This is a genomic window from Kitasatospora sp. NPDC058184 (assembly GCF_042883725.1).
Lineage (GTDB): Bacteria > Actinomycetota > Actinomycetes > Streptomycetales > Streptomycetaceae > Kitasatospora.
The window spans coordinates 347,520-363,045 of sequence record NZ_JBHVVE010000003.1; the positions used below are offsets into that span (position 1 = coordinate 347,520).

Sequence of the window (15,526 nt, forward strand, 5' to 3'; positions counted from 1 at the left end):
GGTTCGAGGGCGCCCCCATCATGCAAGCGAGTGGTGACGATCCGGTGGAGTGTGAGGTGGCCGGATCTGGGGGGAGGGGGAAAACAGATGCCACATTGTGATCACACGGCGCGGAGAGTGAGTAAGAAGGGAGGACTTTATGAGACAAAGCCGTATTTTGCGACATGCTGTCAATGCGGAGGGGTGTCGCCGAGTGTGTGAAGGAGTTATAAAAGAGAGATAAATGACCTTCGGTCAGGTGCGTGACGAATCATCAACGAGCGTCTCGTCAGCAGCCCTTGATAGCGTCCCGCCGGGTGTGATCGCACCCGCACAAGACGACCAGAGGAAAGAAACGGATGCATCCATCCGAAGCGGGCGCATTGCCCGGACCGCGAACGCGACGGTCCGAGGCAATAACACGCCCAGTACTCCGTAAAGTTGTGCCCATAGCCGTGACGGCTCTGATCGCCGCCGCTGTGCAGATTCCGGCCATCGCGGTAGCGGCCGGCAGCGAGTTCAAGCTGCCGCCCGTCCAGCACGTCGAGGCCGTCCCGCTCTCCAAGGTCGAGGTGGAGCGCCCGAAGGCGGCCCAGCCCCCGACTGCGCCCCCGACTGCGCCTCCGGCTGCGGCATGGCCCAAGCCAGGGAAGGCCGAGGTCGACGTGCCGGCGGCCTCGGCGCCGAAGTCCTCGCCCCAGGGGAAGGCGCCCGGCCTCCCGCTGACCGTCACCTCCGTCGGGTCGGAGCCGGCGGCGGGCGGGAAGTCGAAGGTCCGGGTGGCCGTGTCGGACCGGGCTGCGGCGGCCATCGTGGGTCTCGACGGTGTCCTGGTCAACCTGGAGCCGGTGGCGGGAAGCGCCACGCCGGACAAGGCCCGGGTCCAGCTGGACTACAAGGCCTTTCGGGAGTCGTTTGGGGCCGACTGGGGTTCGCGCCTGACCTTCGTTCAGCTTCCCCCGTGTGCGCTGACCACGCCGGACCAGCCGCAGTGCCGCACGGCCACGCCGCTGGCCGCGTCGAATGACACCAAGGCCGGCACCCTGACGGCGGATGTCGTGGTCTCCGCACCCGTTGACCAGGTTCCCGCTGACGGCGCCGTCAAGGCGTCGTTCGTCCAGGCGGCGAGTGCGTCGGTCGCCGGTGCGACGGTTCTGGCCGCCACCGCCGGGGCATCGGGCCCGGAGGGCAACTACAAGGCGACCTCGCTCTCCCCGTCCAGCACCTGGTCGGTGACCGGCAACACCGGTTCCTTCGACTGGTCCTACCCGATCGAGCTGCCGCCGGTTCCCGGCGGCATGGCTCCCAAGGTCGCCCTCGGCTACTCGTCCGGGGCCATCGACGGGCGTACCGCGTCCACCAACAACCAGTCCTCGTGGATCGGTGACGGCTGGGACTACAACCCCGGCTTCGTCGAGCGCAGCTACACCGCGTGCACAGATGACAAGGGTTCGGGCAGCAACGCTCCCGCCACGGGTGGTGACCTGTGCTGGAAGTCCGACAACGCCATGGTCTCGCTCAACGGGAGCGCCTCCGCACTGGTGCGCGATGACGCGAGCGGTACGTGGAAGCTGTCGAAAGACGACGGTTCGCGGGTGGAGAAGCTCAACGGCAACGCGTCGGACACCGCCAACGGCGACACCGACAACGAGTACTGGAAGGTCACCACGACCGACGGCACCCAGTACTTCTTCGGCAAGAACCGCCTGCCTGGCTGGAGCGCCGGCAAGCCCGAGACCGGTGCGGCCCTGACCGTGCCCGTGTTCGGCAACCAGCCCGGCGAGCCGGGCTACGCGCCCGCGTTCAAGGACTCCTCGCGCGACCGGGCCTGGCGCTGGCAGCTCGACTACGTCGTGGACCCGCACGGCAATGCGGTGGCGTACTTCTACGACCAGGAGAAGAACGCCTACGCCAAGAACAGTGGCGCCGCCACCAGTACCCCCAAGGCGGACGCGGTCTACACCCGTGCTGTCACGCTGAACCGCATCGAGTACGGCCACCGGGCCGGCCAGGTCTACGGTGCGTCGCCCGCGGGCAAGGTCACCTTCTCCACTGCCGACCGGTGTGTGGCGGCGGACTGCTCCTTCACCAAGGCCAATGCCGCCAACTGGTTCGACACCCCGGTCGACCAGTCCTGCGACAAGGACCAGGACTGCCGCAACAGCTCCCCGACCTTCTGGTCCAAGCGGCGCGTAACGGGCATCAGCACGCAGGCCCTGCAGGGCGACGGCAGCTACCGGGACATCGACGCCTGGAGCCTGGACCAGTACTTCCCTGCCACCGGTGACAGCGGCGGCCGGGCCATGTGGCTGCAGTCCATCACCCGTACCGCCAAGGCCGGCACCACCGCGCAGACGCTCCAGCCGGTGACCTTCGGCGGGGACCTGCGCCCCAACCGGGTCGACTCGGCCGAGGGCCGGCCGCCGATGAACCGGTACCGGGTCAACCGGATCACCTCCGAGACCGGCTCCAACACCGACATCACGTACACCGCCATCGACTGCGCTGCGGGGTCTGTTCCCGCCCTGGACAGCAACACCAGGCGCTGCTATCCGACGTGGTGGACCCCCGAGGGCGCGGTCGACCCGGTCCTCGACTGGTTCCACAAGTACCTCGTGGAGAAGGTCACCGAGCACGACCTGGTCGCCGGCTCGGGATCCCCCGACAAGGTCACCGCGTACGAGTACCTCGACGGGGCCGCCTGGCGGCGCGACAACTCCGAGCTCACCCCGGACAAGCAGCGCACCTGGAGCGACTTCCGCGGCTACCAGCGGGTCCGCACCCGCGTCGGCGACTCCGGCAAGAGCCTGACCGAGACCGTCTACTTCCGCGGCATGGACGGCGACACCCTCGCCAACGGTCAGCCGAGGCCGGTCAGCCCCCTCCAGGGTGTCAAGGACAGCAACGAACTCGCCGGCTATGCTCGCGAGACCATCGTCTACGACGGTGACGGTGGCAAGCCGATCACCAGCACGGTGAACAACCCCTGGGTCCGAGGCACCGCGAGCCGGGCGGTGAAGGCCCTGCCCAGCAAGGACGGCAAGCCCACCGCCACCCCGCCGGGCGAGACCGGCCGGCCCGAAGCCGCAGTCCTGCCCCCGGTGACCGCCTCGATGGTCCGCACCGAGAGCACGACGACGAAGGCGCTCCAGCCGGACGGCAGCACCGCCCGTACCGCGCGGTCGAGTAGCACCTTCGACGACTACGGTCAGGTCAAGACCGTCTCGGACGAGGGCGACACGAACGTCACCGGTGACGAGCAGTGCACCCGCACCACCTACGTCACCCCCGACACCGCCAACTGGCTGATCTCCTACCCGCAGTCCGTCCAGACCGCCAGCACGCTCTGCTCGACCGCCGCTACGCCGGTGACCGTTACGAGCGAAGCCAGGACGGCCTACGACGGCAAGCCCCTCGGGTCAGCACCGGAGCCGGGCAAGGGCAGCGCCATCACGACGGAAGCCCTGGATCGCTACGACGGCGCCACCCCGCACTACCTGACGGCCGTCACCACCGCGTACGACCAGTACGGGCGAGTCACCTCCGTCAAGGACGTCAACAACGCCGAGACCACGACGTCCTACACTCCGGCGAGCGGCTCCCAGGCCACCGTCGTTCAGTCCACCAACCCCAAGCAGTTCACGACCACCACCAGCTACGACGGCCTGCGTGCCCTGCCGGTGAAGGTCGTCGACGCCAACAACCGCACCACGTACGTCGACTACGACGCCATGGGCCGCACCACGGCCGTGTGGAACCCGGGCCGGGACAAGAGCGCCTCGGCCAGTACGACGTACGCCTACACCATCGAGCCGGGCAAGCAGCCAGCCGTCACGACCAGGACCCTGCTCGATGGTGGTGACTACCGCACCAGCATCGCCCTGTTCGACGGTCTGCTGCGTCCGCGTCAGGTCCAGGAGGAGGCGCACGGCGGCAGCACCGCCCACAACGGCGGCCGCAACATCACCGACAGCTTCTACGACAGCCACGGCCGGGTCTACCGGTCCAACGCGGCGTACCATGCCGACGGGCCTCCGGTCGCGGCGCTGTGGATTGGCCTGGACAACAAGGTCCCGTCCCAGACGGAGACCGAGTTCGACGGCCTCGACCGGCCCACCGCCGGCATCTTCAAGTCCCTGAACATGGAGAAGTGGCGCTCCACCACCCGCTACGGCGTGAACTGGAGCGCGACGACCCCGCCCGACGGCGGCACCCCCACGCTCACCATCACCGATGCTTGGGGCCGTACCTCCGAGGTGCGGCACTACAAGAGCGGGAGCCCGGACTTCGACGCCCCCGTGTCGGCGTACGAGGCCCTGAAGTATTCCTACAACCCGGCCGGCAAGCTCACCCGGTTCACCGACGCCGCGGGCAACGCCTGGACCTGGGAGTACGACCTGCTCGGCCGCCAGGCCAAGGCCGTCGACCCGGACAAGGGCACCACCACCAGCACCTACAACACTGACGGCACACTTGCCACCGTCACGGACGCTCGTGGCAAGACGCTCGCGTATGCCTACGATGTCCTCGGCCGCAAGACGGGGATGTTCGACGGCTCCACCACGGGGACCAAGCTGGCGGAGTGGGCCTACGACACCCTGCCCGGCAGTAACGGTCTGGCCACCGGCAGCACCCGCTGGGAGAACGGCAAGGCCTACACCACCGGCATCACCGGGTTCGACGGCGCGGCCCGACCCACCGGAACCACCGTCACCGTCCCGGACAGCGAAGGACTGCTCGCCGGCACCTACAACGCCTCCCAGACCTACACGCCCAACACCGGCCTGGTCGACACCACGACCTATCCGGCCGGCGGCGGACTCCCGCAGGAGACCGTCCGCCGCAACTACACGCCGCTGGGTCTGCCCACCACGGTGAGCGGCGGCAGCCGGGTGTACTCGCTCGGCAACACCTACTCGCCGCTGGGCCAGCTCCAGCAGAGTGTCACCGGCAACGTCGGGTCCAGGGCGGTCCAGACCTACGACTACGAGAACGCGACCCAGCGACTCGCTCTCGTCCAGACCGACCGGGAGCGCAGCGGCCCGCAGACCCTCGACAAGAAGACCTACACCTACAACCCGGTCGGAAACATCACCCGGGTCCGCGACGACCGCGACAACGCAACTGTCGCGGACACCCAGTGCTACACGTACGACTTCGCCCAGCGTCTGACCGATGCCTGGTCGTCGACCGACGATTGCGTGGCCAAGCCGACCTCGACCACTGCCCCCTATGTCGGCGGAGTGGACCCGTACTGGAGTAGCTACACCTACGACGCGGCCGGCAACCGGACCCAGGCGACCAACCGCAGCTTCGGTGCCGCCCCCGGTCCGCTGATGGACACCGGTAAGGTGACCTCCGTCGCCATCGCCGGTGACGGGCAGACCGCCTCCGTCGCGATCGCCGACGGCCAGGTCTACCTCGCCCAGCAGCGCGCCGACGGCACGTGGGCCAACTTCGAGAACCTGCACAAGACCCAGGCCGGGCCTCTGCCCGCCGCCGTCGAGTACGTCGCGGCGGCCTGGGCCGACAACACCCTGCAGATCATGGCCGTCGCCGGCGGCAGGGTGTGGCACACCCTGCGCGACGCCAACGGCAAGTGGGGAGGGTGGGGCGACGTCACCAACGTGGTCGGGCCCATCACCAACCCGAGCCAGCTCTCGCTGTCCGCCACCGCCTCCGGTCTGGAGGTCCTCGCCCTGTCCGACGGCGTGCTCAAGCACACCCTGCGCAGGCCCGACGGTGTCTGGGCGGGCTGGGGCAACGTCTACGGCGAGACCGGCAGCCTCACCGGAGCCACCCGTGTCACCAGCGCGGCCACTGGCTCCGGCCTCGAGGTCATCGTGATCGCGGGCGACAGGCTCTGGCACACCGTGCGCTTCGGCAACGGCATCTGGCAGAAGTGGGGTGACGTCTACGGCGCCACCGGTGCGCTCACCTCGCCCACCAGCCTCACCGCCACCGCGACCGGCGCCGGCCTCGAAGTCGCCGCCATCGCGGGCGGAAACATCTGGCACACCATCCGCAAGCCCGACGCCACCTGGGCGGGCTGGGGCAACGTCAGCCAGGTCGTCGGCCAGCTCAACCAGCCCACGTCCGCAGCGGTCGTCAGCTCCGGCGGTGACCTGAAGCTCATCACGGTCGCCAGTGGGGCGATCAACTACACCAAGCGGGCCTACGCCACCGGAAGCTGGCTGCCCTGGGCGCAGCTCACCCAGATCCCCGAGAACCCGCCGAGCGACCAGACCCAGCGCACCTCCACCTACCCCGCCGCGGGAGGCAGCCGGCCCCACGCCCTGTCCCGGGTCGACATCACCGGGACCGGCGCCCGGACCGACACCTTCACCTACGACGAGGCCGGCAACACCGTCCGCCGCGTCACCGTCGACGGCGACCAGGCGCTCGAGTGGGACACCGAGGGCCACCGCGCCAAGTCCACCACCGCGGGCAAGAGCACGACCTTCCTCTACGACGCCAACGGCAACCGCCTCCTGCGCCGTGAGCCCGACGCGGTGACCCTCTACCTGGACGGCCAGGAGCTCAAGCTCGACAAGACTGCCAACAAGGTCACCGGCACCCGCTACATCACCGCTGGTCCCGTCACCCTCGTCAAGGCCTCCGACGGCAGCCTCAACTACCTCATCAACGACCAGCAGGGAACCGCCCAACTCACCATCAGCGCCGACAACCTCGACTACACCCGAGGCGACACCACCCCCTTCGGGACCCCCCGAGGCAAGAAGCCGGCCTCCTGGCCAACCGAACGCGGCTTCGTCGGCGGCACCAACGACGCCACCACCGGCCTCACCCACCTCGGTGCCCGCGAATACGACGCGGCCAACGGCCGCTTCATCTCCGTCGACCCCATCCTCGACCCCACCGACCCACAGCAGATCAACGGCTACGCCTACAGCAACAACAACCCCGTCAACCTCAGCGACCCCAGCGGACTGATCTCGATCTTTGGGATCATGATCTTCCCGGATCGACCCAAACTAAAGGATCTTCCCGGCATAGCCGGAAAGATGGCTGCTGGCGGGTTCGACTCCGCCGTCGGGTGGCTGACGGAGAACAGCCCGTTTGCCGCGATGAATAATGCCATGGCGGGGGTTAACCAGCAGGCTGGCGTCACCGTCATTCCAGGCATTGTTCCGATGAAAACGACTGCGCACCCTGCAGCTGACTTGTTCGGTATTTCACACAACGATCCGGCCTACAGGTTCGGGGAGATCGCCGAGACTGTAGCGGAGATTGCTGGTGGTGGGCCCGGAGCCGTAAAGGGAGCAGCTAAGGGCGCCAGGGCAGCCAAGGGTCTGATCAAAGAATCTGGGGTAGTTAAGAAGGCACTCAAAAAGCTCTTCGGAAACTGCAGTTTCACGCCCGACACGCCCGTTCTGATGGCCGACGGTACCAGCAAGAATATCGGCGAAATCCAGATCGGCGACAAGGTCAAGTCAAACGACCCGGAACGACCCGCAGGGGAGGACAACGGGGACCGGCCTGTCCTGGCCACTCTGATCAACGACGACGAAGACCTCGTCGATGTGACAATCAAAACCGCAGGCGTTGCCGAGGAAACCGTCCACACCACGTCCAACCACCCTTTCTGGGATGACACGACCCGTTCGTGGACGCCAGCGGGTGAGCTCACGGTTGGGCATGTCCTCAAGAGCGAATCCGGCGACCTCATCGAGGTCGCGGCCGTGCGCCCTGTTGCGGGTCGCTCCTGGATGTACAACCTGACGATCGCCGACTTCCACACGTACTATGTTGTGGCGGGCGATGTGCCGATCTTGGTCCACAATTCCTGTGGTCCGGATATGGGCTCTGCTGCTCGCGCCGCCGCCAAGCAAGCGCCAGAAGATGCCACGATGACTTCCGTTGCACGCATCAAGAACACGGACATGATGGAGCCTGGCTATTCTGGAGCTTCCTCCCGCCCAGCCTATCTGGAGCCTGAGATCCAGAAAGCTGCAGCCGATGGCGGGCAGATGTTCGAGGGAGATGCGGCTAACTGCGCGGAGATGCGCGCATGCAATGCACTGTTTGCCAATCATGCGGCTGATTTTGAGGGCATGTTTGGGCGTCCTCTTCAATTCAGCGATATCGAATTTCTCACTGTCAGAAGTTCCACTGGCCTACCCGAGGCGGCCTGTCTATCCTGCCAGAGTGCGCTAGTGAGGCGTGGCACGACTGACCTATCGGTCGGAGGGTGAGCATGGAATTGATAATCCATGGACGAGGGCGCCGTTTGGTTGAAGCGGCAGGCTGGAGGCCTGGCGTCGTGGCCGACGTCTCTGGACTCGTACGTGAGATGAAGCTCGTCGGCTTCGATGTGTCGCCTGCGGCGCACCGATTCTTGGAGGCGTTCTGGCAACTCCGGATCGAGCACCTGCCCAGCATCGACTTGAATAGCAAGGAGATATTCTGCTGGACTGAGTTTGACCCCACGCGGGTGTGCACCGCGCGTGATGCGAGGATTGCTGGACGCTGCTCTGGCGTAGTTGGTGAATCCCTGTGCCCATTGGGAATTGATGGATTTCACCTCACCGTGTATGTGTCGCCATCTGGCAAGTTCTTTGCTGGGATGGACTCCTCGGTGTTCGCATATGCGGACTGCGTTGACGATTTCTTTGCGAAGCTGGCTGATGGATCCAGGCCACAACTCATTGGGAACTGGGAGCTGTAGGGCGCGTTCGGTGCTTTAGAGGAATAGCTGAGGCCCCACCGGAAATGCCTTCCGGTGGGGCCTCAGCGGTCTCTGGCGGCAGTAGTTGACGGCAACGTCAGCGGACGGGTGCTGCACAAAGCGGCGGCTCGTCGCCCTCGATTCCGGTCTCGGCGAGGTTTCCGAGTGCGTGTCCGAGGAGGTCGATGGCCTGCCGCTGAAGGCGGATCCGGACGTGGGCGTACACCGTGGCAGTGACGCCGATGTGGGCGTGGCCCAGCAGCTCCTTGATGACGACGAGTTCGACGCCCTGTTCCAGGAGCAGGGTCGCAGTCGAGTGCCTCAGGTCGTGGAACCGGATCGCCCGCAGGCGGGAGTGGCGAAGTAGCGCGTTGAAGTGCCGTGTGAGGGTGGCGGGTTCGATGGGGTGACCGTCCGTGCGGGTGAAGACGAGGTCGTTGTCCACCCACTCTGCGCCGGCCTGATGCTTCTCGCGGGCCTGTCGCTCACGGTGCACGCGGAGCGAGGTGACGCACGCGGCCGGGAGGGCGATGCGGCGTTCCGAGCTGATGGTCTTGGTCGGCAGGGTTGTGAGGCCGCCGGTGCGTGTGCGCTGGAGAGTGCGGCGGATGCTGGCGGTACTGGTGACGAGGCCGAGGTCTTCCCAGCGGAGGCCGAGGAGTTCGCCCTGCGGAGTCCGGTGTGCAGGGCGGGTTCGAACAGCGCCTCAGGGCGGCGCAGCAGAGGGGGTCGCACCTGGCGTCGCCGTACGCGACCCTTGGCTTGCCGGCCCCCTGCCCGCCCGGATTCCTCATGGCCGCCGACGGCCGGCGGGCAGGGCGGGGGTCGAAGATCGTGAGCGATGGGAGGCTGAGCCCTTGCGGTGGCAGATGGTCCCGCTCGGAGGTCAGGGGGGAACGGGAAATGGCGAACGCTGTCGGCCGTCTCGCGGACATCATGGGGGAGCCCCGATGTGAGCCGTTCCGGGTGTACTGGGAGGGGGCCGTCGAAGGGCTAGGCACCGAACTGCCCTCGGACTACGGTGCGTTCGTGGAGCGGTACGGCCGTGCCCACTTCCGCGGCGAGAGTTCGCTATGGTGACCCCGGACCTCGACCCCGGCACTCCGGACGAGGAGAGGTACGAACACTTCCGCCACTTCAACGTGGAAGTCGAGGAGATGCTCGACGGGTGGTACGAGTGGAATCCCGAGCTCGGCAGGCCCTACGCGCCGTTCCCGGCGAAGGGCGGTCTGCTCGTCTGGGCCAACAACACCATCTCCGACTACTTCTGCTGGGGCACCTCGGCCGGAGACCCGGACCAGTGGCCGGTCGTGGTGTGGCGCTTCGACATCAGCGAGTTCGTCCGTTTCGACGGCACCATGACCGAGTTCCTGGCCACCGTCCTGACAGGGGAGGCCCCCGACTCCGACGAGTACATCGACCGGACGTTGGCGCCCGACCGGTGTCTCTTGTAGTCCGTGCCCCGCAGCCCGGCTGAGCGTTCGCCATGGGAGTAGCAGGACACCCCTTGGTGCAGGAAGTCGGCCGGTCCGACTTCCTGCACCAAGAGCCCACGTGGGTTACGCGTTGCCGCCCCTGTTGCCCCTGCCGCGTAGGAGGTCCGCGATGCGCGCGTCGACCTGGTCGCGGTCGTAGCTGTGCCGTACCAGGTCGACGTCGCGGAACTCCGGTGATGTGGACACCTCGCGGGTCCTCCAATCTCTGACGACCGCTCGCCCGGGCCACAGGGGTAGAGGTCGGTCCGCGGTGGCCGGGCCCTGTGGCTGAAGTCCGTCACCCGCACGGCCAAGGCCGGCGCCACCGTGCAGACGCTCCAGCCCGTCGTGTTCGGCCACGGAGACCCGCTTCCCAGCCGGGCCGACTCCGCCGAGGGCTGTCCCGATGACCCGGTACCGGGTTGACCTGATCACCTCCGAGACCGCACGACGTCCTACGCTCCCGGCGAGTGGCTCCCAGTTGACGATCGTCCGGTCGACCAACGCCAAGAAGTCCGCGACCACGACCACCCGCGACGGCCTGCGCGCCCTGCCGGTGAATGTCGTCGACGTCAACAGCCGCACCACGTACGCCGATTACGACGCCATGGGCCGCACCACAGCCGTGTGGAACCCAGGCCGGGACAAGAGCGCGTCGGCCAACGCGACGTACGCCTACACGATCGAGCCGGGCAAGCAGCCCGCCGTCACGACCAGGATGCTGCTGGAGGACGGCGACTACCGCACCGGCATCTCCCTGTACGACGGTCTCCTGCGCCCGCGCCAAGTCCAGGAGCAGGCGTACGACGTGGACGGCGGCCGGCAACATCACCGACAGCTTCTATGACAGCCACGGCCGGGTCTGCTGCGTCAACGCGGCGTACCACGCTGCCGGGCCTCCGATAGCGGTGCTGTGGATCGGTCTGGACAACAAGGTCCCGTCCCAGACGGAGACCGAGTTCGACGGGCTCGACCGGCCCACCGCCAGCATCTTCAGGTCCCGAACATGGAGAAGTGGCGTACCACCACCCGCTACGGGGTGCGCTCCGCGGGCAGCATCAGGCTGAAGGAACGGGCGACGGTGAAGACCGTCGGCTCGGGCAGGTTGAGCGCGGCCAGTGCGGCTGAGGCGGCCTCGTGCCGCTCGCCGTTGATCCGGATCTCGGACTCCACTGCTCCCGGGGCGCCGCCGTAGAAGACGCGGACCCCGTTGAACCAGGGCGATTCCAGGTCGGCGGTGAAGGTGTCGGCGATCTCGTGAAGCACATTCGCTTCCAGCAGCGCCTCCTGGAGGTCGCGATTCTCCTCGGCGGAGAGTCCGTACGCCAGCACGCCCGAGGTGATGGACCGCCACCCCGGTACGCCGTGTTCCTGGGCGGGATCCAGGTGGTCGGCGAAGCGGCCGCGTCCGTCGAGCAGTTCGAGCATGCAGGCGCCGGCGGAACGGGCCCACAGTCCGGCCGCGTCGCGCGGGGTGGTGACGACTACGGCGCAGTCCCCGAAGCAGGGCGGGTCGTGCTGGACGTTCACGTCCGGGATGGCGATCAGGTCGTAGTGCCGGTCGTCCCCGTGGCCCGCCGGCCCAACGGCGACGGCCCAACCCCGCGGACTGAGCAGCGAGTTGCCCTTGAGCTCGGCACCCGCCGTACTGTCGGGTGCGACCTCCTCGAGTGCATCGCGGACCAGCGCGAGGAACGCGAGATCGGGCAGTCGGCCATCGGGTGGCTCGGTGGCGCGAGAGCGGCGGCGTATCCAGGACATGCGGGGATCATACGGAGGCGGCGATGGGGCTGTTCGCCTCGCGGTCCCCATGCATGCGGGTTCCGGATCCGACGGCACCCGCCGCGACGTCCTCGCCCTGCGGCTCCTGCGCTAGACAGCGGCCGGAGGGCGGCCCGAAGGCCGCTTGACGATGTACGTACATCAACCTGTTTTCGGCGGTCGTGAATTCCCGGCATATCCGCAGGCAGAAGCGAATCGGACGATCGTCTTCGGGATTCCTGCCCGCCGCCCCCGAGGGCGCCTTTGTCCGCTTTATTCCGTCGGCCCTCGGCAAGGGCTGGTCGATCCCGGCGGCGAGTGACACTCTCTTCCGTTGTCGGCGATACGGGGCCGCGAGGGCCGGGGAAAACGGCCCGACGCGGGCCGGTCATTTCGCATCGCCAGGTCGCAACGATCCGTCAGTCGAATGGGACAGGGAGAGCGGTACTTCCATGAATCTTCGTATCAGCAAGCGAATTGCCGCGGTGACACTCGCCGCCGCCACCGTGGTCGGCGGAGGCGTCGTCGCCGCCTCGCCCGCCAGCGCCATCGGCCCCGTGCAGTGCCCCGGCGGCGGGGCGAAGGCCTACGGCATCGAGCTGTGGATGTCGGGCTGGCAGCTCTGCTACGCGGGCAGCGTGGGGGCCATCTACCCCAACGTCGACGGCGTGAACCTGGTGACCTCGCAGTGGAACAACGGCATCATCACGGCGAACGGCACGCCGTACAACCTCTACGCCGGCGGAAGCCTCAGCTTCACCAGCGCGCACGTTTCCGAAGTGCAGATCGTGTGATTCCGCCAGGGGCGGCGGGTGTCCTCCGGATGCCCGCCGCCCGCTTTTCTCCGCGTTTCTCCAGGGAGGAGAAGAATTCCGATGCCGATGCCACTGCGGGGACGCGCCCCGCTCGCGCTCACCGTTCTGGCCGTGGCCGTGAGTTCCCTTTCCGCCTGTTCCGGTGGAGGCCAGGCGAATTCCAGCCCGCCGCCGACGGGCCAGGTGCCGGTCATCGACCGGCCGGAGCAGATCACCCTGCCCCTCGACGGCTACAAGCCGACCGCCGAACAGGCCGTGACGATCAGTCGGGCCTCGCACCTCGTCACGGCCCGCTGCATGAAGGACTTCGGCCTCCAGGCCCCGGAGGAGACCTACGACGCCTTCACCCAGGCGGCGACGGCGGCCAGGGAACGGACCCAGCTCTACGGGTACTTCGCCCCGGCGAAGGCGGCCGAGAAGGGGTACGACCGCAACCAGGTCATCCCCGATTCCACCCTCTCCCCGGACGTCACCTCGGTGCTCTACGGAGCGGACCCCTCGGGGAAGCCGGTCACGAGCTTCAACGGCAGGCCGGTGCCCAAGGGCGGCTGCTGGCAGGCCGGCGCGGACGCGCTCGGCGGGCCGCCGCCGGTGCCGGGCACCGTGCAGGGCCTGCCCGACAAGGGCCCCCGGATCCCCCTCACCGACCCGCGCCTGACCGCCGCGTACGCGCAGTGGAGCGCGTGCATGAAGGGGAAGGGCTACAGCTACGCCAACCCGGCGGACGCCTACAGCGACCGCAAGTGGGGCGCGGCGGGCACCACCCCCGCGGCGGGCACCACCCCCGCCGCCGGGACGCCGCCCCCGCGCAGCCCCGACGAGGTGCCGACGGCCGAGGCCGACATCGCCTGCAAGATCTCCCTGAACACGGTCGGCCGGCTCGTCGCGGTGGAGACCGCCTACGACAACCAGTACATCGCGAGGAACGCCGACTCCCTGCGGAGCTTCGCCCAGCAGCTGAGCGCGCGGACGCAGCGGGCCCAGGCCGTCATCGCGCAGGACGGCGCCGTCGGCCAGGGAGCGCCGCCCGCGGCGGTTCAGCCCGGGTAGTCGATGGCGTTCAGGGCGAGGTCGTCCATCAGGCGCTCCCTGAAGAGCCACCCGCCGTCGACGCGGACCACCGTGTCGTTGAACCGGCCGTAGGCCGCGACGTGCGGCGTCTGGGTCCGCGGCTCGAAGGCGGCGATGACGACCATGTAGCTCCAGACCGTCGCGGTGTCCGCGTCGACCTCGGTGACGGTCGTGTTGGTGCTCATGTGCCGGTTGCCGGCGCGGCTCGGGCCGTAGTCGTCGAGCCACTGGGCGAGCGCCTCGCGGCCGGTCGTCGTCCCCGTGTAGTTGGTGAGGCTGCCGTCCTCGGTGAAGGTGTCGGCGAAGCCCTTGAGGTCGCCCTCGTCGACGGTCTTCCAGTACCGGGCCAGCAGTTCGTGGATCTCGAAGCGGTCGGCTGCGGTGATACCGGACATGCGGGTGCTCCCTATCCGAGGTCTGTCCGAGGTCGGTGCGTTGGTTCGAGGTCGGTGCGGGACCGGTTCGAGGTCGGTGCGGGGTCTACCTGAGGTTTCCGCGGGCGAAGGCGGCGAAGACGCCCTCGCCGCCCATCGCGTCGAAGAACGCGGCGGCGTGCTCGCTCTGCCAGCTGCCGAGCAGCCGCGTCAGCGCCGGGACGACGGTGAGCAGCTCCGCCCCGGCGGCCCGCAGGGTGTCGCGGCTGTTGGCGGCGGAGGTGCGCGTGCCGGCCGCCGACACGTCGAGCAGGACGGCGACGCCGAAGCCGTCCTCGATCGCGGACAGGACCGGCGGCACCAGGCACACCTCGGTGGTCAGGCCGCCGACGAGGAGGTTCTCCCGGCCGGTCGCACGGACGGCCTCGACGAACGCCGGGTCGTCCCACGCGTTGATGACGCCCGCGCGCCGCACCCGGGCGGCGTACGCGGCGGGCACGAGGGTCTCGAAGTCGGGCAGCAGCGGGCCCTGCTGACGGTCCTCGAGGCTGCTGGTCAGGACGACGGGGACGCCGACCGCCGCCGCGAAGCGCACGATCGTGCGCACCCACATCGTCAGCTGGTCGCGTTCGTCCTCGTCGGCCAGCTCGCCGGCCCACCCGATCGTGCCGACCTGGTGGTCGATCAGGACCAGCGCGGTGTTGTCGATGGTGAGGGGGATCCGGGGTGCGGTCATGACGCCCTCACCCGCCGGGGCGATCCGTGTCGAACCGGGTCGAATCGGCCCGGACACGCCTATCTGCACTCATGTGCCTACAGTAAGTGACGCCTCGGCGTCTGCGGCCCGATCCACGAGCGGGGCGGGGTGTCGCCGTCGGGACGGTGGCGGACCCCGCGGTGGACGAGGCGTTCGGGGCGTTCGGGGCGTTCGGGGCGGCGCTGACCGTGCCGGGCCGTTGCGCGGGAAGTCGGCCGGTCCGACTTCCCGCGCCGAGCCCGCCGCGTGGGGTTACGCCCTGCCGCCCCTGTAGCCCCCGCCGCGCAGCAGGTCCGCGATGCGCGCGTCGACCTGCTCGCGGTCGTAGCCCCGCCACCTGATCTCGAACGCCGGCACGGGCGGCAGTGAAACGGCCCCGGACAGGGCCCTGAGGTAGTGGTCGACCTGCTCGCGGTCGTAGCCGCGCCGGACCAGGTCGAAGCCGCGGAACTCCGGTGATGTGGACACCTCGCGGGTCCTCCAATCTCTGACGACTCCCTGACGGCCGCTCGCCCGGGCCACAGGGATCGAGGCCGGTCCGCGGGGCTCGCCGACCGGGGTGGCGCGTGAAAGGCGTCAGGCTTCTTGATCTTGTCATATGGATC

11 protein-coding genes and 1 pseudogene are annotated in these 15,526 nt (G+C 68.3%); 6 read left to right on the forward strand and 6 right to left on the reverse strand.

The features are described 5' to 3' along the window. Positions 1–434: 434 nt before the first annotated feature. The gene (locus ACFVXH_RS07955) at positions 435–8,195 is read left to right on the forward strand and encodes a polymorphic toxin-type HINT domain-containing protein (RefSeq protein ID WP_387821373.1); all 7,761 of its coding nucleotides are present in this window, start codon (positions 435–437) and stop codon (positions 8,193–8,195) included. 2 nt (positions 8,196–8,197) lie between these two features. Next, positions 8,198–8,668 carry an SUKH-3 domain-containing protein gene (locus tag ACFVXH_RS07960; protein WP_079272720.1) on the forward strand — a complete coding sequence of 157 codons (471 nt, stop codon included), beginning with the start codon at positions 8,198–8,200 and terminating at the stop codon, positions 8,666–8,668. Between the two features lie 97 nt (positions 8,669–8,765). Here ACFVXH_RS07960 and ACFVXH_RS07965 read toward each other — a convergent pair. Further along, a pseudogene (locus tag ACFVXH_RS07965) lies at positions 8,766–9,382 on the reverse strand (tyrosine-type recombinase/integrase); the annotation flags it as partial. A 359-nt stretch (positions 9,383–9,741) separates the two neighbouring features. Here ACFVXH_RS07965 and ACFVXH_RS07970 point away from each other — a divergent pair. Continuing rightward, a complete protein-coding gene (locus ACFVXH_RS07970; protein WP_074005373.1) occupies positions 9,742–10,122 on the forward strand; it encodes a hypothetical protein in 381 nt (126 codons plus the stop codon). A 105-nt stretch (positions 10,123–10,227) separates the two neighbouring features. Here ACFVXH_RS07970 and ACFVXH_RS07975 read toward each other — a convergent pair whose 3' ends face one another. Then, positions 10,228–10,350, reverse strand: coding sequence for a hypothetical protein (locus ACFVXH_RS07975; RefSeq protein ID WP_274538709.1), 123 nt, complete (start codon positions 10,348–10,350; stop codon positions 10,228–10,230). 274 nt (positions 10,351–10,624) lie between these two features. Between ACFVXH_RS07975 and ACFVXH_RS07980 the strand changes: the two genes are divergently transcribed. Beyond that, positions 10,625–10,990 carry a hypothetical protein gene (locus ACFVXH_RS07980; RefSeq protein WP_143204694.1) on the forward strand — a complete coding sequence of 122 codons (366 nt, stop codon included), beginning with the start codon at positions 10,625–10,627 and terminating at the stop codon, positions 10,988–10,990. A gap of 185 nt (positions 10,991–11,175) precedes the next feature. Here the strand turns inward: ACFVXH_RS07980 and ACFVXH_RS07985 are convergent, their stop codons facing one another. After that, a complete protein-coding gene (locus ACFVXH_RS07985; RefSeq protein WP_387821378.1) occupies positions 11,176–11,904 on the reverse strand; it encodes a DUF6348 family protein in 729 nt (242 codons plus the stop codon). 452 nt (positions 11,905–12,356) lie between these two features. Between ACFVXH_RS07985 and ACFVXH_RS07990 the strand changes: the two genes are divergently transcribed. Further along, positions 12,357–12,698 (forward strand): hypothetical protein, encoded by a 342-nt coding sequence (locus ACFVXH_RS07990; RefSeq protein WP_143204695.1) that lies wholly within the window; start codon positions 12,357–12,359, stop codon positions 12,696–12,698. Between the two features lie 81 nt (positions 12,699–12,779). Further along, positions 12,780–13,769, forward strand: coding sequence for a hypothetical protein (locus tag ACFVXH_RS07995; protein ID WP_387821381.1), 990 nt, complete (start codon positions 12,780–12,782; stop codon positions 13,767–13,769). On the opposite strand, the gene ACFVXH_RS08000 is transcribed toward ACFVXH_RS07995, so the two are convergent. From ACFVXH_RS08000 to ACFVXH_RS08010, 3 genes are all read right to left on the reverse strand, one after another. Continuing rightward, positions 13,757–14,185, reverse strand: coding sequence for a nuclear transport factor 2 family protein (locus tag ACFVXH_RS08000; RefSeq protein ID WP_117484976.1), 429 nt, complete (start codon positions 14,183–14,185; stop codon positions 13,757–13,759). The two genes, ACFVXH_RS07995 and ACFVXH_RS08000, sit on opposite strands and share 13 nt — an antisense overlap. 85 nt (positions 14,186–14,270) lie before the next feature. Then, on the reverse strand, positions 14,271–14,900 hold the full coding sequence (locus tag ACFVXH_RS08005) for an isochorismatase family protein (protein WP_387821383.1): 630 nt from the start codon (positions 14,898–14,900) through the stop codon (positions 14,271–14,273). A gap of 273 nt (positions 14,901–15,173) precedes the next feature. Further along, positions 15,174–15,389, reverse strand: a complete 216-nt coding sequence (locus ACFVXH_RS08010) for a hypothetical protein (RefSeq protein ID WP_387821386.1) — start codon at positions 15,387–15,389, stop codon at positions 15,174–15,176. Positions 15,390–15,526: the final 137 nt, after the last annotated feature.